Annotated in this window: 19 protein-coding genes and 2 tRNA genes; 10 read left to right on the forward strand and 11 right to left on the reverse strand. The window is 69.1% G+C overall.

Annotated features, from left to right (window positions below):
* The first annotated feature begins 9 nt into the window (after window positions 1–9).
* The 3 genes from BLW41_RS10835 (at window position 10) to BLW41_RS02230 (ending at window position 3,871) form a co-directional block, all read left to right on the forward strand.
* A complete protein-coding gene (locus BLW41_RS10835) occupies window positions 10–159 on the forward strand; it encodes a hypothetical protein (protein WP_177169264.1) in 150 nt (49 codons plus the stop codon).
* Complete coding sequence (locus tag BLW41_RS02225; protein ID WP_143038540.1) at window positions 156–566, forward strand: hypothetical protein; 411 nt, start codon at window positions 156–158, stop codon at window positions 564–566. Before BLW41_RS10835 ends, BLW41_RS02225 begins: the two co-directional genes overlap by 4 nt.
* 323 nt (window positions 567–889) lie before the next feature.
* Window positions 890–3,871: a hypothetical protein gene (locus tag BLW41_RS02230; RefSeq protein WP_093115827.1), complete on the forward strand. Its 2,982-nt coding sequence runs from the start codon at window positions 890–892 to the stop codon at window positions 3,869–3,871.
* Here the strand turns inward: BLW41_RS02230 and BLW41_RS02235 are convergent.
* A complete protein-coding gene (locus tag BLW41_RS02235) occupies window positions 3,840–4,463 on the reverse strand; it encodes a class I SAM-dependent methyltransferase (RefSeq protein WP_093115829.1) in 624 nt (207 codons plus the stop codon). The genes BLW41_RS02230 and BLW41_RS02235 overlap by 32 nt on opposite strands.
* A 169-nt stretch (window positions 4,464–4,632) precedes the next feature.
* On the opposite strand from BLW41_RS02235, the gene BLW41_RS02240 reads away from it, so the two are divergent.
* The gene (locus BLW41_RS02240; protein WP_093115831.1) at window positions 4,633–5,697 is read left to right on the forward strand and encodes a sigma-70 family RNA polymerase sigma factor; all 1,065 of its coding nucleotides are present in this window, start codon (window positions 4,633–4,635) and stop codon (window positions 5,695–5,697) included.
* A gap of 29 nt (window positions 5,698–5,726) precedes the next feature.
* Here BLW41_RS02240 and BLW41_RS02245 read toward each other — a convergent pair whose 3' ends face one another.
* Window positions 5,727–6,593, reverse strand: a complete 867-nt coding sequence (locus tag BLW41_RS02245; RefSeq protein ID WP_177169265.1) for an endo-1,4-beta-xylanase — start codon at window positions 6,591–6,593, stop codon at window positions 5,727–5,729.
* Window positions 6,594–6,646: 53 nt separating this feature from the next.
* The gene (locus tag BLW41_RS02250; RefSeq protein WP_218138196.1) at window positions 6,647–7,606 is read right to left on the reverse strand and encodes an alpha/beta hydrolase; all 960 of its coding nucleotides are present in this window, start codon (window positions 7,604–7,606) and stop codon (window positions 6,647–6,649) included.
* A 69-nt stretch (window positions 7,607–7,675) separates the two neighbouring features.
* On the opposite strand from BLW41_RS02250, the gene BLW41_RS02255 reads away from it, so the two are divergent.
* Window positions 7,676–8,329 (forward strand): TetR/AcrR family transcriptional regulator, encoded by a 654-nt coding sequence (locus BLW41_RS02255; protein ID WP_177169266.1) that lies wholly within the window; start codon window positions 7,676–7,678, stop codon window positions 8,327–8,329.
* A gap of 62 nt (window positions 8,330–8,391) precedes the next feature.
* On the opposite strand, the gene BLW41_RS02260 is transcribed toward BLW41_RS02255, so the two are convergent.
* Window positions 8,392–8,481 (reverse strand) — tRNA-Ser (locus tag BLW41_RS02260).
* Between the two features lie 17 nt (window positions 8,482–8,498).
* Here BLW41_RS02260 and BLW41_RS02265 point away from each other — a divergent pair.
* On the forward strand, window positions 8,499–9,113 hold the full coding sequence (locus BLW41_RS02265) for a hypothetical protein (RefSeq protein ID WP_093115839.1): 615 nt from the start codon (window positions 8,499–8,501) through the stop codon (window positions 9,111–9,113).
* On the opposite strand, the gene BLW41_RS02270 is transcribed toward BLW41_RS02265, so the two are convergent.
* The 4 genes from BLW41_RS02270 to BLW41_RS02285 form a co-directional block, all read right to left on the reverse strand.
* Window positions 9,073–9,657, reverse strand: a complete 585-nt coding sequence (locus BLW41_RS02270) for a methylated-DNA--[protein]-cysteine S-methyltransferase (protein ID WP_093115841.1) — start codon at window positions 9,655–9,657, stop codon at window positions 9,073–9,075. The two genes, BLW41_RS02265 and BLW41_RS02270, sit on opposite strands and share 41 nt — an antisense overlap.
* A gap of 9 nt (window positions 9,658–9,666) precedes the next feature.
* Complete coding sequence (locus BLW41_RS02275; RefSeq protein WP_093115843.1) at window positions 9,667–11,091, reverse strand: L,D-transpeptidase; 1,425 nt, start codon at window positions 11,089–11,091, stop codon at window positions 9,667–9,669.
* Between the two features lie 62 nt (window positions 11,092–11,153).
* Window positions 11,154–12,407, reverse strand: coding sequence for a tRNA uracil 4-sulfurtransferase ThiI (thiI, locus tag BLW41_RS02280; protein ID WP_093115845.1), 1,254 nt, complete (start codon window positions 12,405–12,407; stop codon window positions 11,154–11,156).
* Window positions 12,408–12,513: 106 nt separating this feature from the next.
* Window positions 12,514–12,600: transfer RNA gene (locus BLW41_RS02285), tRNA-Ser, on the reverse strand.
* A 47-nt stretch (window positions 12,601–12,647) separates the two neighbouring features.
* Between BLW41_RS02285 and mscL the strand changes: the two genes are divergently transcribed.
* Together mscL and BLW41_RS02295 are read left to right on the forward strand one after the other, a co-directional pair.
* A complete protein-coding gene (gene mscL, locus BLW41_RS02290) occupies window positions 12,648–13,049 on the forward strand; it encodes a large conductance mechanosensitive channel protein MscL (RefSeq protein WP_093115847.1) in 402 nt (133 codons plus the stop codon).
* An 82-nt stretch (window positions 13,050–13,131) separates the two neighbouring features.
* Window positions 13,132–13,518: a hypothetical protein gene (locus BLW41_RS02295; RefSeq protein WP_093115849.1), complete on the forward strand. Its 387-nt coding sequence runs from the start codon at window positions 13,132–13,134 to the stop codon at window positions 13,516–13,518.
* Window positions 13,519–13,604: 86 nt separating this feature from the next.
* On the opposite strand, the gene serS is transcribed toward BLW41_RS02295, so the two are convergent.
* Both serS and BLW41_RS10840 read right to left on the reverse strand, forming a co-directional pair.
* The gene (gene serS, locus BLW41_RS02300) at window positions 13,605–14,846 is read right to left on the reverse strand and encodes a serine--tRNA ligase (protein WP_093115851.1); all 1,242 of its coding nucleotides are present in this window, start codon (window positions 14,844–14,846) and stop codon (window positions 13,605–13,607) included.
* Between the two features lie 4 nt (window positions 14,847–14,850).
* Complete coding sequence (locus tag BLW41_RS10840; RefSeq protein ID WP_093115853.1) at window positions 14,851–15,282, reverse strand: c-type cytochrome; 432 nt, start codon at window positions 15,280–15,282, stop codon at window positions 14,851–14,853.
* Window positions 15,283–15,435: 153 nt separating this feature from the next.
* Here BLW41_RS10840 and BLW41_RS10845 point away from each other — a divergent pair, with 153 nt between their 5' ends.
* Window positions 15,436–15,801, forward strand: coding sequence for a cupredoxin domain-containing protein (locus BLW41_RS10845; RefSeq protein WP_177169267.1), 366 nt, complete (start codon window positions 15,436–15,438; stop codon window positions 15,799–15,801).
* A gap of 33 nt (window positions 15,802–15,834) precedes the next feature.
* On the opposite strand, the gene BLW41_RS02315 is transcribed toward BLW41_RS10845, so the two are convergent.
* A complete protein-coding gene (locus BLW41_RS02315) occupies window positions 15,835–16,203 on the reverse strand; it encodes a hypothetical protein (RefSeq protein WP_093115857.1) in 369 nt (122 codons plus the stop codon).
* 134 nt (window positions 16,204–16,337) lie between these two features.
* Here BLW41_RS02315 and BLW41_RS02320 point away from each other — a divergent pair, with 134 nt between their 5' ends.
* Window positions 16,338–16,694, forward strand: coding sequence for an NADH-quinone oxidoreductase subunit A (locus BLW41_RS02320; protein ID WP_093115859.1), 357 nt, complete (start codon window positions 16,338–16,340; stop codon window positions 16,692–16,694).
* Window positions 16,695–16,727 lie beyond the last annotated feature (33 nt).

Consider the following 16,727-nt stretch of genomic DNA (forward strand, 5'->3'; position numbering starts at 1 on the left):
GAGGCGCCGATGCTCGTCCTGCCGATCGCGCACCACGCTCTTGTCGAGGGGCTCGCGTTCGCGATACCAGGGCTCTTGATTCCCGCCGTGCTGGCGGTGATGGTGCTGCGCGATCGTGTCCGAGAGTGGCGCACCGGCGCCGGGGGGAAAGCGCGTTGACCGGAACGCCCGACGCAACCTGCGACGGGTCGAACCGCGCCCAGGGTCGACTCGCTTCGGTGCCATTGGTGCGGGTGCTCGCGCTGTTGGTCGCCTTGGCGATGGCGGTGGGTAGCGCCGGGCTCTGGATCGCAACACCGCTGGCAGCGCTCTGGGTGGGCTCGCGGGTGCAGGCCGCGACGGGATCGATGGGGAGCGCCCTGATCGTCGCCTTCGCGGTCGCCGCCGCGACCGCGATTGCACTCGCCCTGGCGCTCGCCCGCCTCGACCAGGCCTACCGAGCTTTGCGCGGCGGACGCAGCGCCCTCGAACGGATGCTGGTCATCTCCGCGGCGATCGCCGTTACCGGCTTCACAATCTGGTTCTTCGGCTTCGCCGGTCCGGGGCCGTTGATCGCTCCCCGCTAGCTGCGCCGGCCGCCGCCCGGCGACAGATCGGTCGGACCGGCGACAGGTCGGCGCAACATCGCAACTGCTTGCGTAAAGCCGCAATGCGTGGTACAAACCGTGTAGGCAGGAACCCCACCCGGTCGACGCGGCTTGCACCGCCGGTCGATCGGTCAAGCAACCACCCCACGCAACACCCCAAGCAGCCACGGAGGACAAGGTTGAGGCAAGGCACCCCCTGGACGGGCAGGACTACCAGTTGTTGGCGCCGCGCGCGACTCCTTCTCGCTCTCGTCTTGTCCGCCGCGGGGTGGTCGGCTTTTGCTGCCTCCGCGCATGCCGCAGTGTCGATCAGTTCGCTGACCGTCAACCCCTCGACGCCGCAAGCGAACTCGCATCCCAATTTGACGGTCGCGATGGGCTTCCAGTACTCGCCCTCGAGCGATGACCTCAAAAACCTGACGATCACGCTTCCGCCGGGCCTGGTCGGCAACCCCCGGGCGCTGCCACAGTGCAGCTCTAGCCAGTTCGCAGCCGATAACTGCCCGAGCCAAAGCGCCGTCGGCAGCACCTCGGTTCGCACCGAAGTAAGCGGCGTGCCCCTGGTAAGCGCGCTCGACGCGAGTGGAACCGTCTACAACCTCCAACCTCAGCCCGGTGAGCCGGGACGTCTGGGCGTGATCGTCCGGCCATCGTTTCCGCTCGCCACCATCGACAAGATCTTCCTGCAAGCGCCGATCGTCGTGCGTCCAGATAAGGACTACGCACTCGAGACGACGATCTCGAACATCCCTCGACAGACTCGGGTGGTTGTAGGACTCGTGCCGACAACGGCCGAGATCACGATCACTCAGATGAGCCTGACTCTCAACGATCAGGTCAACGGCCAGAACTTCCTGACGATGCCGTCGAGTTGCGCTACGGGAAACCTCGCGGCCCAGGCGAGTTCGTGGGACCAGGCGTCCGTTATCGCCACGCGCAGCGCCACGATCACCCCGAGCGGCTGCGGATCGCTCGCCTTCAACCCCGGGTTTGCCTTCTCCGTTCAGACCACGCGCGCCGAGACCCCGACGGGAGCCGACGTACAGATCACCTTGCCGGCCGACAGTCCGACCCTGAAGAGCGCCGTCGTGACGCTCCCGACCGGTATGACCATCAACCCAGCTTCGGCTGACGGACTGACCGCTTGCACCGACGCCCAGTTCGGGGTCGGGTCGAACAGCGCCCCAACGTGCCCGTCAACCTCGCAAGTCGGGACCGTACAGTTCGACACGCCGCTGCTCGGCCTACTCAGCGGCTCCGTCTTCTTCGCGCAACCGACGCCTTCGCGGCCGTGGGGGCTATTCGTTGCGATCGCGGGACCGGGCTTCTACGCGAAGCTCGTCGGCAACGTCGCGATCGACGAGCAGACCGGTCGCGTGACGACCACCTTCGACGGCCTGCCGCAAGTCCCGTTTACGAGCTTTCGCTTGATCTTCAACGGTGGCGACCGCGCGCTTCTAACCACGCCGAGCAGCTGCGGCGCCGCGCAGGCACAGGCGCAACTCACACCCTGGAGCTCGGCGAGCGCGGTCAGTCGAGGCGCCTCAATCACTGTCAGCTGGGACGGCGCCGGCGCTGCCTGCCCCGACCCTCGCCCCTTCTCGCCGGGGTTGGCTCTGACGCTCTCCGACACGAGCGCAGCTGCCAATCCCGCGATGACGCTTGCCGTCACACGGCCCGACCGAGACCAACCGCTGCGCGACCTGCGCGTCTCGCTGCCGCCCGGCCTACTGGGGTATCTCGCGATGCCCGGCCTCGACCTCTGCTCGAACGCCGACGCGGTGGCGGGTAACTGCCCGGCGAGCTCGCGCGTCGGATCGGTGACCGTGCAGAGCGGACCAGGTAACGCGCCCGTAACGCTCTCCGGCAGCGTTTACCTCACACAGCCGTCGCGACCCGGAGCGATCGCCGGCTTGTCGGTCGTGATCCCCGCACAGGTCGGCCCCGTCGACCTCGGGCGGGTGATCGTCGCCAACGCGCTCGTCCTGCGACCGGGCGACTTCGGGCTCGACGTCGAGAGCGACCCCTTGCCGACCATGCTGCGCGGCATCCCGCTCGCTGTGCGATCGCTGACAATCACGCTCGACCGGCCTGGCTTCCTGCGTAACCCGACGCGTTGCGGCGACCTCCAGGCGAACGCAACACTCGGGGCCAGTGACGGCCGCACGGTGCAACGCCCGGCGAGCGTCACGATCTCCGGTTGCGACGGTCTGCCCTTCGCTCCGTCGCTCGACGGGACCCTCGGCAGCGCCGACAACGTCGGCGGCGGAGCGCTCGGCGTGCCGCTCACCACGCGCATCACTCTGCCCGCGGGCAACGCAGCACTCAGGCGCGTGCGAGTGCAGCTGCCAGGCTCCTTGGTTCCCGACATCACGGCGATCTCGCGCACCTGCCCGATCGCACAGGTGACGGCTGGAACCTGCCCGGACACCGCCAAGGTCGGGACCGCACGGGTCGTGACGCCGCTGCTCGCGCTCCCGCTTGAAGCGCCCGTGTTGCTGGCCGAGAATCCGGGGGGCCTGCCCCGTCTCGCGGTGCCGCTCCTGGGGACGGTGCTCCACGGCGACGTAAGCCTCGACGGCGGAAAGATCGCGACGACCTTCGACAATCTCCCGGACATCCCGCTTTCGAGCTTCGAGCTGGCGATCGCAGGCGGACCGAACGGTCTCTTGCGCGCACCACAGACGATCTGCGCACCGAACGACGCGACCGCCGCGGCCGTCCTCGACGCGCACAGCGGTGGGTCGGTCGCGCTCACGCGCGCCCTCACCCGCCCCGACTGCACGGCGCCAACCGGCAACATCGGTCAAAACGGCGGAACGCAAGGCGGTCCGCCGTCCGCCGGTGGCTCGGGACAAGCGAATCGCGGCGGGGCACGGCGCGCTGCCATGCGCCCCACCGTGAGGGGCTCGCTCGTAGTGCGTCGCGGGCTCGCAACGCTGAGCCTGAGCGTGCGCCAACCGGCGAGCCTGCCGGCCCTCGGACGCGTGCGGATCGTCTTGCCGAGATCCCTGCGACCGACACGAGGCGTGCGCCCCGTCGCTCGGGCACCGCGCCGGCTCGCCGCGCGCGCAGTCAGCGTGCGTGGGCGCACGCTCCAGATTCGCCTGTCACGAGCAACCAGAACGCTCACCGTCAAGCTCACGCGCATTCGCCTCGCAGCGAAGCTCAAACGAGCGCTCGCCCGACGCAAGGCGGCAACCCTCAAGGTGCCGCTGACGGTCGTCGACCGCAGCGGCCATAGCTGGCGCATCACGCTCGTGGTTCGGCCCCGCGGGCGCTGAGCGTCAACACCGACACCTCTCTCCGTCGCGCGAGGCAACGCGAAGCGAAGCCGCGGGCAGCGAGCGCCGCCAAGAACTCGAGCGTGCGGGGGCGGCCGGGGTCGGCAAGCCAGAGCTCTGCGCGGTTGCCAAGAAGCTTCGGCACGAGCGCGAGCAGTTGGCGCACCGCCCGCCGTTCATAGAGGACGTCGGCCGCCAGCACGAGGTCGAACGGGGCGCTTGCCAGCAACGCTTCCGGCTGCCCCCAATCGGCTCGCAGCACGCGCAGCGCGAGACCGTTGCGCGCGGCGTTTGCGCGCAGACAGCGCACCGCCGGGGCCGACCAGTCGTTGGCGACCACCTCCGCTCCGCGCGCTGCGGCCACCAGACTGGGGAGGCCGAGCCCGGCGCCCAGCTCGAGCACACGCCGCCCCGGCACGCTCGGACTTTTTGCCACCCACTCGGCCAGCAAGCGCCCACTCGGCCACAACTCGGCCCAGTAGGGGAGCAAGGATTCGTCGGCGAAGGCCTCTTCGCGCAAAAGCGACTCAGGATCGGCGGGGCGGCCGAGTCGTAGACGCACCCCGCCCACCGCGACCTCTTCGACAGGCATCAGCTTTCTTCCGATCTTTGCGGCAAATGACGATACGTTGCGATCGCTCCTGGGCAAGTAAGAGACGTGACCGGCGAATCGTTCAGGAGCCCTCGAGGTTTCTTGTTTCGCTGGCCACTCACGCCGGGGCGGTGTGTCGAATGCCTCGGAACGGGTACTCTCGGAAGCGATGGAGGCCGCCACGGGGACACTCGACGACGCCGTCGAGCAGCGTTTGCAGGAACTGATCGAGAGGGGCGAGGAAGAGGGCTGCGTGCCGCTGTCTGAGATCAACAAGCTGATCGAGGAGCTAGAGCTCGAAGAGGAACAGGCGGACCTGGTTCATCAGCGCCTGCAAGCGCTGGGGATCGAAGTCACCGACGACTGCGGCCGCACCGAGATCGCGCCCGGCCCGGAGTTTGAGAACGGCCAGCTAGCGGACACCACCAGCGATGCGCTCGCCTTATTCCTGCGCGATATTCGACGTTACCCGCTGCTGACGGCGCGTGAGGAAATCGAACTTGCCAAGCGCATCGAGCAGGGCGACCTCGAAGCCAAAGAGCGGATGATCAATTCCAACCTCCGGCTCGTCGTCTCCATCGCTAAGAAGTACCAAGGGCAGGAGCTTTCGCTGCTGGACCTCATCCAGGAGGGCATCCTCGGCCTGATCAGAGCGGTCGAGAAGTTCGACTGGCGGCGCGGATACAAGTTCTCGACCTACGCGACCTTCTGGATCCGGCAAGCGATACAGCGTGGACTGGCGAACGCCGCCCGCACGATTCGCGTACCGGTCCACATCGGCCAGCGGCAGCGCAAGATCGCGCGTGCCGAGCGTGAGCTGCAAGCGCAGTTGGGACGCGAGCCGACCGACGAGGAGCTCGCGCGGGCGACCGGACTCACAGTGGACCAGATAATCGAGACGCGCGAAGTCCACCGCGCCGTGACGAGCCTCGAACGCCCAGACGGCGAGACCGAGCTCGGCGATCTCCTCCCGGCGGAACAGCCGGAACCCCACGAAGAGGTCGAACTAAGCCTGCGCGACGAGAGCGTGCGCAAGGCGATCGAGCAACTGCCGGAGCGCGAGCGTCAGGTGATCAAGCTGCGCTTCGGTATCGACGGCGACGAGCCGACGCCACTGCGGGAGACCGGGCGACGGCTTGGCCTCTCCCCCGAGGGCGTGCGGAGGATCGAGCGCGAGGCACTCCGCAAGCTTGCCGAGAAGCGCGAACTCGCGGCGCTCGCCGAAGCCGCCTAGGCGGCACCGTAGCCGCCTCCACGGGGCCCTCAGCGAAGCGCTCGGGCGACTGCCCAGTAGGCCGGCTTCGGGTGCAGCAGCGGGTCGAAAAGGGTGGCGTCGACGAGCGCGCCGCGCGTCAGATCGCGCCACCACGTGTAGCGGTCGGAAAGCCCCCAAAAGACCACCGTGTCGCAAGCGGGGTCGCGGCGGCATGCCTTGACCGCCTGTGCGAAAGCAGCACCCTGCCGCTCGCGGTCGTTGGCGGAGGCGCCCGCAGGCAGCGGCAGGTCGAGCTCGGTGATGGCCCAGCGGAGACCGAGCTTCCGCACCCAGCGCGTCAAGCCGACGTAATCGGGCGGATTGCCGCCCAGCAGGTGGCCCTGAAAGCCAACCCCGTCGATCGGCACGCCGCAGCGTCGGAGGCGTTCGACCAAGCGCATGATCGCTCGGCACTTGACGACCTCGGAGCACGCCTGCCGGCCCGTAGCACCAGGGTAGGCGTAGGGATGTGGGTCGTAGTTATCGAACTCGCCACCGATCGCCTCGGAGGCAGCGGGCATCGCGCCTTCCAGATAGTCGTTGTAGAAGAGCCGCGCTCGCGGGCCCGCGGCCTCTCTCGTGAAACGAAATGCCCAATCGATGTAGTCGTTGCCGATCCAGCGCTGCCAGATCGTCCGTCGCAGCGTGCCGTCGTTGTCTACCGCCTCGTTGACCACGTCCCAGTCACGCACCAACCCCGGATAGCGGCGCCGGAAGTGGCCGACGACGCGGTGGATGTGCTCCCGCAGCAAGCGCTGCGCGAGCCTGCGCAGAGATGGCTGCGCTGCTGTGTGCGCGGTGGCGGCCGCCGATCGGTGGCCGCTCGTGGCGCGTGCCTGGTCGTGAGTCGTCGCAGCCAGCGCGAGGCCGCTCACCGCAAGGGCCGCTAGGGCTCCGCAAACGCGCCACGACCGTCGGCGCGCGTTCGTCACCCCCCGCTCACCACAGCCAGACGCCTACCCGCGATCGGCGCCAGGAATTCGAGCTGGTCGGCCAAGAACCGCTCGCGCCACTCTCCCCGGTAGGCGTCGAAGTGTCCGCAGTCGTACTCCCGCAGGCGACCGTTCGGCAGCCGCAGAGCCATGCGCCGCGCAGCCGCGGGCGGCGTCACTCGGTCGCGTCGGGCGACTTGCACCAGCACCGGCGCCGTAACTCGCCGCGCCCGCCGAATCGGCGAGTACCGCACCACTTCGATCAGCGAGCGTGCGGCCACGCGGTTCTCCCAGGGTTCTTCGCCGAACATCGCCGAATAGCCAGGCAGTGCGTCGGCCGAGGTCATCGCTGCAAGGCTGCCGGGAGGGCCGACGATCGGGATGTAGCGCGGTTCGTCAGCGCGCGCGGCGCGGATCAGATCGGCGATCGCGCTCCAGACCTGTCGCACTGCCGTGCGGGGCGGCACGCGCAGGGCGGTCGCCAGCCCGCTGACGTGGGGAACCTGACTGACCACCGCTGCCACCCGCTGATCGTCCGCTGCCACGGAGATCACGTGCCCGCCGCTGAACGATGTGCCCCACAGCACGATGCGGTCGGGATCGACGCCCGCCAACGACCGCGCGTAAGCGACTGCGGCATGCCAATCCTCGAGCTGCTCCCGCACGTCCACGAGCTGCCGCGGCAGACCCCCGCTCTCCCCGAAGTGCCGGTAGTCGAACAGCAGAACCGCCATCCCGGCTCGAGCGAACGCCTGAGCGAAGCGGAGGAGCCCGCCGCGCCGCGTGGCACCGAAGCCGTGCGCCATCACCACGCAAGCAACGGGCCCGTCCCCCTGCGCTCCCTGAGCCCCTGGGACCCCGTGCGCAGCAGTGGGCCAAATGAGCCATCCCGCGCACTCTTCTGCGCCCGAGGTGAACCGAACCTCGGTTAGCTCGAGCTCGCTGGCGACCCTCACCGACCCACTTGACATACGGAGTTGTCAGAGTGTTCCAGTTGCCAGCGGCGCTGTCAAGATGGCCTCGTGGTGCAACCCCAGAAGTCCCGCGACGCTACCGACGCCGCTCCCGAAGGGCGCCCCTACGGGGGCGTTCCGGCGAGTGAGCGTCGCGCCGCGCGACGCGCCCGGTTGATCGAGGCTGGACTCGATTTGATCGGCACGGTCGGTTTCGATCGCACCACCGTGCGCGGCGTTTGCCGGCGCGCGGGCCTCACCGAGCGCTACTTCTACGAGCACTTCGAGAACCGCGACGACCTTCTGGCAGCGGTTTACGAGCACGTGATCGAAAGCGTCCGCGCCGAGACGCTGGCGGCGCTCGCCGAGGCACCGGCGACCCTCGAGGACCGTGTGCGGGCCGGCGTTTCGGCTTTCGTCGGCGCGCTCGACCGCGACCGCCGCCGGGCCCGCGTGCAGCTGCTCGAGAGCGTCGGACGGGACGAGCAACTGGAACATCGCCGACGCGAGGTGATGCACGAGTTCGCGGCCCTGCTCGAGGAGATGTCGGCGGGTCTTCTCCCAGCCGACCGTAACGACCCCGACGAGCGGCGCATCGCCGCACTCGCCTTGGTCGGAGCAACCAACGAGGTCGTAATCGATTGGGTGCTCGGTTATCTCGAGGTGCCGCGGGAACGACTGGTCGAGGTGCTCGTGCGCATCTACTTGGCGGTCGCCCGCGGCTGAACGCCGCCGCGCCATTCCCGCGCGACACCGCGGGCCACATCTCGTCGGCCGGCGCGAGTGAACGGAGAGGGAGGGATTCGAACCCTCGAAGGAGCTTGCCGCCCCTTACTCGCTTAGCAGGCGAGTGCCTTCAGCCACTCGGCCACCTCTCCGCGAGAATCCCGATTGTATGCCGCGCCGGCGCGCCTTCGGAATTGCCTTGCTCGTGCTCGCAGCCACGCTCCTCGGCGGGCAGCTCGTCGCCCCGCGGATTGCCGAGAAACGCGTCGCCGACCGCCTGGAGCGCGAAGGCGGCCAAGCGACCGTTCACGTACGGGCACTACCGTGGGTGCTGCTGCTCGTTGGGCGCGGTCAAGAGCTGTCGGTGCGGGGTCACGGTCTGCGTCTGCCGCTCGGCGGCGGACAGCTCGGCCGGCTCGATGGCTTTCGCCGCGTCGCGGTCGTCATCGAGCGCTCGCAGCTCGGTCCGCTCGCGGTGTCGCGCCTGGAGATCAGGAGCGTCGCCGGGAAGCCGCGTCGCTACCTCGTCGGCCTGCGAGGTAGTGCGTCGCCGGCCGCCCTCGGCGGTCTTGCCGGCGAGGCTCTCGGCGGTCCGCTCGGCGGCGCGATCGGTTCGGTCGCTGGCGGCCTGGCCGGCGACACCCCACTACCGTTCGCCGCTCGCGCGCTGCTGGAGAGCGAGAACGGACGCCCACGCACGATCGGCGCCGAGGGAACGGTCGCCGGCGTACCCGCAGGTGGGCTCATCGAGCTCGCCGCACAAGCGCTCGCATCGCGTCTTTAGTCGGGCCGGAGAGGTCTCGGCGAAGCGCTCCTTCCGCTTCCAACAGGCGCTCCTTTTGCCGCCTCCCGCCGGCACTGAACCCGCCGAGCGAGCCATCTGCAGCGACCACTCGGTGGCAAGGCACGAGCAGAGGCACCGGATTCGCTCGCAGCGCTTGCCCGACGGCGCGCGCAGCACCCGGGCGACCGAGCGCCGAAGCGACCTCTCCGTAGGTGCGGACAGCTCCCCGAGGAATCGTCGAGACGTACTCGAGCACGGCGCGCGTGAAGCCGTGCACCGCCCCCCAAGCGATCGTCGGGAGTTCGTGCCGGGCGACCGTGTCACCGCGCGCCAGCGCGGCGATCACCGGCCCGACCTCGCTGGCGAAGGCGCGGCCACTCGTGTCGCGCAAGCCGGGCAGCTCGGAAGGTGGCTGCGAGCTGTCTGGCGCAGGCAGGATCACCCTGCGCACACCGTCGGGTGTCCCGCAAACGAGCACTGTGCCGAGAACAGTCGCGATCGCGCACCACCGCTCCCGCATCTCGCCGCTCGCCGCGCGCGCCACGCCGCTCGTCTACCGGTGAATGAAAACCGGTGTTCCCAGTGGCACCTTTCGGATCAGCCAACGCATCGCGCTCGGCTGGGCGCGCAAACAACCGAGGCTCACCGCGCGACCGATCGAGGATGGATCGGTCGTCGCGTGGATCGCCAGGCGGTCGCCACCAGGCCAGCCCGGCGGCAAGCGGGGCTGATGCCCGGTGAGCGCCAATACGCAGCAGCCGTAAGGCGACCCGCGATCAGCGACGCGTAGCCGGTCGGTGACGGCGAAGCGACCAATCGGCGTGGGGTTCTGTGGTCGGCCCACACCGACTCGGATCTTGCGCACGGGAGTGCCCGATCGGCGCACCACCAGGAGGCGCCGCGAGAGATCGACGTGTAGCGACCAACGGACACAGCCGATACGACCGGCGTTGCGTCGCACCCAACCGACCTCGCCGTTGCGCAGTTCGGGCGCCAGCACACCGAGCCAGTCGCCACGCACGGCGACGATCGAGAGGACTCGGGGCGAACCCCACTCGGTGCGGCGGCCGATTTGTGCGATTACGCGGCCGTTGGGAGCGGAACGCAGGGAGGTCGCCCGGTCGAGCGCCAGCGTGCCGTAGCACTCGCCCTGGGAGGGATCGGACGGGAAGGGCAGAGCCAGTGGACCCCCTCCTTGCGGCACGAAGCGGCGCGGCTGGTCCGGAGCCTGCGCCACCTGCCTGCTATCGGAACCACCCCGCAACAGCAGCAGGGCAGCGACCGCCAGCGTTAGGCCGATAACCGCTCCCAGTCCCAAGAGCAGTGGAGAGAGGCGCATTGCGAAGGGCCACCGCGTGGCGCTGGGCTCGTAGTCGGCGTAGGACTGCGCGGTCGTCGCCGACGCGGGCTCGCCGGGCCTACCACCGTGCGGCGGCTGCGGCTCCTGACCCTCCGCGAGGGTGCGAACCGAGCGCGGATCAGCGGTCTCGCTCAGCGCCCCTTGGCTCGCTGACCCCTGGTCGGTCGCCGTGGTCCGCTTAGCGGGTTCGTCGCGACCGTCTTCGGGTCCGCGCGTGCGGAGCGGGACGACGGGCGCCGCCGACCCTTCCGCCTCGAAGCGCCCCCTTCCCGCTCCCTGCCACGGCCGCGGCGACGCACTCTCTTTGGTGGTCGGCTCGGCGGTCTCGTCAGCCAGATCACGCGACCGTCGTAGCCGGTCGAGTTCGTTCCAGGAGTCGGGTTCGAGCAGTGACGCAAGCACCGCCCCGAGCTCCTCGCCACGCTCCAGTTCGAGGATGGCCGCGAGCTCGTCAATGGCGAGCGCGCGGCGGCGCGCCACGTCGGCGATCGGACAGCCGAGGATGCGCGCGAGCGAGTGATCGGGTACGCGCCGGCGCAACGACAGCTCGAGCACCTCGACGTGCCGGGGGTCGAGAGCGTCGAGCGCGGTCGCGAGCTTTTCAGCGGATACGAGCATTGCCTGGGAGTGGCCGTGGCGCGCGTGCCCGCACGCCCGGGCGGCCGGACGCGCGGCTCTGGCTAGCGTACCGTCGTCTCGCGCTGCTTCCCGACGGCGACCTCTAGTTGTCCCGCCGTGGTCGCTGTGGCGCTCCCTGGACGCAGCTCGCGCGCCTGCGCGACGAGTCCTTCGGCGAGTTCCTCGACGTCGATCGCGCGCTCGAGTTTGCGCAGTTCTTCCACCCTCGCCCTGGTCTCTGCCTGTCGATGGGCGAACAGTTGGCAGCAGTCTTCATCCGGCAAGCGCGAGACCTCGAAGGTGCCGAGCTCTTCGGCCTGGGCGATGATCTCCGCTTTGTCGAAAGCGAGCAGCGGGCGCAAAAGCGGCAGTTCGGCGGCGTCGTCGACGACGGCGAGGTTGGCCAGCGTCTGGCTGGCAACCTGGCCGAGCGCGTCACCGGTGACCAGCGCGGCCGCCCCCACTCGTTCGGCGAGCCGCGACGCGACCCGTACCATCAGCCGCCGCTGAGCCATCACCTGGAGCCGCCCAGCACCGGCCGCGGCAATCATCCGCTGGGCGCGCCCGAAGGGGACCACCCACAGGCGCGATCCGCCTTGAAAGCGGTCGAGCGTACGGACGTTGGCGTAGGCCTTGTAGATCGACTCGGGACCGGTGAACGGCTCGCCCGAGAAGTGCACGAAGTCGCAGCGCAGCCCGCGTCGCATCGCGCGGTAAGCGGCAACCTGCGAGTCGATTCCGCCAGAGATCAACACGACCGCGCGGCCACTGACGCCAACCGGTAGTCCACCACGCCCTCGTAGGCGTTCGGTAAACACAAAGATCTCGCGTTCGTCGACCTCGAGGTGAACGGTGCAGCCGGGGTTGTCGAGGTCGACGGGCAGCCCGAGCTCGCGTTGCACCGCAGCACCCACCACGATCGCCAGCTCGCGTGACGAGAGCGGAAAACGCTTGTCGCGACGACGCGCACGAATCGCGAAGCTGCCTTGGTGGTCACGCAGCAGCCCGACAGCCGCAGCGCTCGCTGCCTCGGGTTGTTTGTCGACCGCGACCGCCGGGTGGAGTACGGCAATCCCGAGCACGTCGCGCGCGCGCTCCAAAAGCTCGCGGACACCTTCCGTGAGCTCGCCTGCCGAGGGTTCGTTGCCGTGGGGGCGACCCTCCGGAAACAGCACGAACGCCCCCGCGCGCTGTTCGATCGCGACGCCATCGCCGAGCCGACGCCTCAGGTTGCGACGCAGGCGCGCCACGAAACGGGGCCGGTTACGACCCTTGAGCGCAAGCTCCCCGTATTTGGCTACGACGCAGTAACGCATCCGCGAGAGCGTGGGAGAAGGACCTCTGGCCGAACGCCGCCGGGGCCGACCGGCCGCGCCTACCCCAGAGTAGCCGCAAGCGTGCCCCACGACCGGCGTGGGGGAGCGGAGGGGGAGGGATTCGAACCCTCGGACCGGTTGCCCGGTCAGCGGTTTTCAAGACCGCCGCATTCGACCGCTCTGCCACCCCTCCGAGCGAACCGCCGAGCGGCTTAGCCGCAGCGGTTAAGTTTGCCCGCCGTGAAGGATTTCCGCGATTTCGCGCTGAAAAGCAACTTCCTCGATCTGGCCGTAGCGGTCGTCGTCGGCGCAGCGCTGGCGACGCTCGTCCGGTCCTTCGTCACCAACATCCTCACGCCCGCGATCGCCGCTGTTGGCGGCTATCCCGACATCTCCTCCCTCGAGCTAAAGGTCGGCGGAGCAGTCTTTCGCTACGGCGCCTTCCTGACCGCTCTGATCGCGTTCGTGATGACACTGGCCGTCGTCTTCTTCCTGCTGGTGCGGCCCGTCCAGAGGTTGCGCGCGCGCAGCGCACGCAAGGAAGCCGAGAGCGCACGCGAGTGCCCTTACTGCCTGACCAAGATCCCGAAGGCTGCGAAGCGCTGTGCCGCCTGCTGCGCTGCGCTCGAGCCCGCACCCTGAGCGCCCGTCGACGCTCACGCGACTGCGGCCACGGCGAGCGGTGAGCCGCTCCGAACCCGCGATCCGCTAGCTTGCCCGACTCGTGGACGACCAGACGCTCTGGCAGCTCGTTCGTTTCTTGCACCTGCTGGCGATGGCGTTCTTCGTCGGCGGTCAGCTGCTGCTCGCCGCGGCGGTCGTACCGGTTCTGCGCGGCAACGACCCGAGCGGCGCGATGAGGCGCATCGCCCGCAGCTTCGGATGGGGCACGCTGGTGGCGATCGGCGTGTTGTTCGCCACCGGCGCAGCGATGGCTGGACAGTACGGCCGCTGGTCGGATCCGCAGCTGCACGTCAAGCTCGCGCTGGTTGGGCTGGTCGCGGCGCTGATCGTGTGGCACATGCGGCGACCGGATCTGCGCGTGATCGACGGGCTCATCTTTTTGCTCTCGCTCGTGATCGTGTGGCTCGGCATCGGCCTCGCGCACTGACCAGCCAGGCGCCGCACCGGTCTTCTTAGCAGCCAAGCTCGAGCGCGAGCCGAGCACCGGCCGAGCGCCCCGCCAGCACCTGGCGCTCAGAGGGGGCGAATCTCCGTCGGGGCCCCGTAGGGATGCAGGATCTCCGGAACCTCGACGGTCCCATCGTCGCGTTGGTGGTTCTCGAGGATCGCAATGATCGTGCGACCGACGGCGACCGCCGTGCCGTTCAGGGTGTGGACGTATCGCGGCGGCCCGCCGTCGCTCGGCCGGTAGCGAACCTCCAGACGCCGCGCCTGGAAATCGGTGGTATTCGAGCACGAGGTGATTTCCCGGAAGCGACCCTCGCCGGGCAGCCAAGCTTCCAGATCGATCTTCTTCGCGGCCGGAGCGCCGAGATCGTCGACCGCGATGTCGACGACTCGGTAGGGGATCTCGAGCGCCTGGTAGATGCGCTCTTGGATCGCCACCAACCGCTCGTGCTCGGATGCCGAATCCTGTGGGCGCACGAAGCAGAACATCTCGACCTTGTCGAACTGGTGGACGCGGAAGATGCCGCGCGTGTCGCGGCCCGCGGCGCCCGCCTCGCGCCGGAAGCACGGCGAGAAGCCCCCGTAACGAAGGGGTAGATCTTGCTCAGCGAGGATCGCGTCGGCGTGCAGCGAGGCGAGCGGGACCTCAGCAGTCCCGACTAGGAAGAGATCGTCCTCGGCGAGCCGGTAAACCTGCTGCTCCGTGTCCGGCCAGAAGCCGGTGCCGAAAAGCGCTCGCTCACGCACCAAAACCGGCGGGATCACCGGCACGTGCTGCTCGCCCTCGAGCAGCTCCAACGCCCACCGCACGAGCGCGAGCTCGAGCATCACGAGCGGTCCCTTCAGATAGACGAAGCGCGAGCCCGAGGTGCGCGCCGCCGCTTCGAGATCGAGCCAGCGCCCCGCGAGCTCGACGTGGTCGCGCCCGCGACGGCCGGCCTCACCCCAACTGCGCAACACGCGCGGCTCGTCCGGAACGTCGTCGAACGGCAGATTCGGCATCGCCGCCAGCACGCGTTCACGCTCTGCCTCCACCGCCTGCAGTTCCTGTTCGAGGGCGCGCTCACGCTGCGCGGTCGTGCGCATCTCCGCGATCGCCGCGCTGGCGTCCTCGCCGCGCCGCTGACGTTCTCCGATCTCTCGACTCGCGCGCCGCTTGGTTGCGCGCAGACCTTCGAGTTCAGGGAGGAGCTGCCGGCGGCGCTTGTCGAGTTCGAGGAAGCGGTCGACCAGCTCCGCCGCCCCCCGACGAGCGAGCGCGGCGCGGACCCGTTCCGGATCCTCGCGCAGCAGCTTCGGGTCGAGCAAGGCGCTACTTGTCGGCGTCGCAGACGGCTCGGTTGCGTCGCCCCGAGCACGTCGCCAGGAAATCGGCGATCAGCTCCGCATCACGCCCGACGACGATGTTCGCGGGCATGATCTGACCCGAGAAACCACCGTTGCGGATCGCGAACAGCACGTCGTCGCGCTTGACGCGGCGCACGTTGAAGTTGGGGCCGTTCGTGCGCTCACCGGGCTCGAGCTGACCCGGAGGCTTCGATCCGTAAGCGTTCGCGGCGTCGAGCGAGTGACAGACCGAGCAGCGCTCGTTGAACAGCTCGGCACCACGGCGCAAGGTTGGATCGCTCTTGGTTACCGTGATCTTGCCCCCGCAACCGGCAAGCAGTGCGGCGGCACCGATGGCCAGCGCTGAGGCGCGGAGGGCCCGCCCGGCGCTGCGGCGAGTACGCGGCTCGGAGCTCACGTGGCGGCATATTATCCGCGTCGCCTCAGAGGCATCGCGATGCCAACCGTTCGGAACTCCTCTGCGATCGTGGGCGCGGCTCGAAAAGCCGTGCACCTCGCCCGGTCTCCCGCGGGCCGTCGCCCCCGCCCGCTCCCCGTCTGGTCGCTGCTGATGGCAGCGGGCATCGTCGCCGCCTCCGGTTGCGGTCAGGTCGAGCGTGGGGGGCGTGGCTTCGCGCGGGCCGTCCCCGGCGCCTCGGTACAAGTGACCGCTCGCGAGTACGGCTTCACTCCCGCGCGCATCGACCTGGCGCGAGCGGGACGGCTGCGGTTCGTCGTGCGCAACGTCGGGTCGCTGCCGCACGATCTGCGCTTGCGCGACGAGCGGGGTCGCGAGCTCGGTGGCACACCCGCATTCGAGCGCGGTTCGCGGACGGTCACCTTCGTGCTGCGCCCCGGTCGCTACACGTACTACTGCAGCATCGGTGACCACGAGCAGCTCGGGATGCGGGGGGTGCTGGTCGTTCGGACGCGCTAGACGCCCGACCGCCGCAGCGATCGGCGCGGGCGCTCAGCCGCCGGTCTGCCAGGCACGCAGCGCCAGCGTCAGCACGAGCAGCGAGGCAATCGTCATCACTCCCAGCTCGCCCCGCGCGATCTGCTCCGCGATCTCGAGCTGGCGTTCCTCGGGAAGCTGGTCGAACTCCACCTGCTCGGGGAGCTCGGCCAGGTGCCGCTGAGCAACTCCGGCGCGCATACCCTCTGCCACCACGTTGACAAGCAGCGCCGCGATGCCGTAAGCGAGGTGCAGGTCGTCAGCGGGGCGTCGACCACCCGCCAGCAAGACCATGCCGAGCACCGCCTGTAGCGCGACGGCCGCCTGGGCAACCCGTAGCAGCGGCCAGAACACCACACCCGGCCGCCGCGCGAACCAGCTCACCGCGCCGACCGCGGCGGCTCCCGCGCTCGCGATCAGTACGGCTATCCCCAGGTACCCGTGGAGCTCGCTCAGAATGCGCCCTTTCGCACTATGTAGCAGGTCGACACAAGCGTCGATATACCTGCGACCAGAGGATGCTCAGAAGCTACCTACCGGGTCTCGTCTTCGTGCTGTTGGGAGCAGGGGTCGGCACCCTGTTCACCTTCCTCAACGGTCTGATCGGACCGCGTCGGCCGAACCCTCGCAAGCGCGAGCCCTACGAATGCGGGCTGCCCTCCGACGTACGGCGCAGCTTCCGCTTCGGGATCAGCTTCTACCTGGTAGCGATGCTGTTCATCCTCTTCGACGTTGAGGTCATCTTCCTCTACCCAATAGCCGTCCGGCTCGACGCCTTCGGGGCGTTTGCGCTCGTCGAGACGCTGATCTTCATTGCCCTGCTTCTGGTCGCACTCGTACACGTGTGGCGGCGGGGGGCTCTCGATTGGAAGTGACGCGACAGCGCATCGACGCTGCGACGCTGCGGG

Origin of the sequence: Thermoleophilum album (genome assembly GCF_900108055.1) — a bacterium.
GTDB classification, from domain to species: Bacteria; Actinomycetota; Thermoleophilia; order Solirubrobacterales; family Thermoleophilaceae; genus Thermoleophilum; species Thermoleophilum album.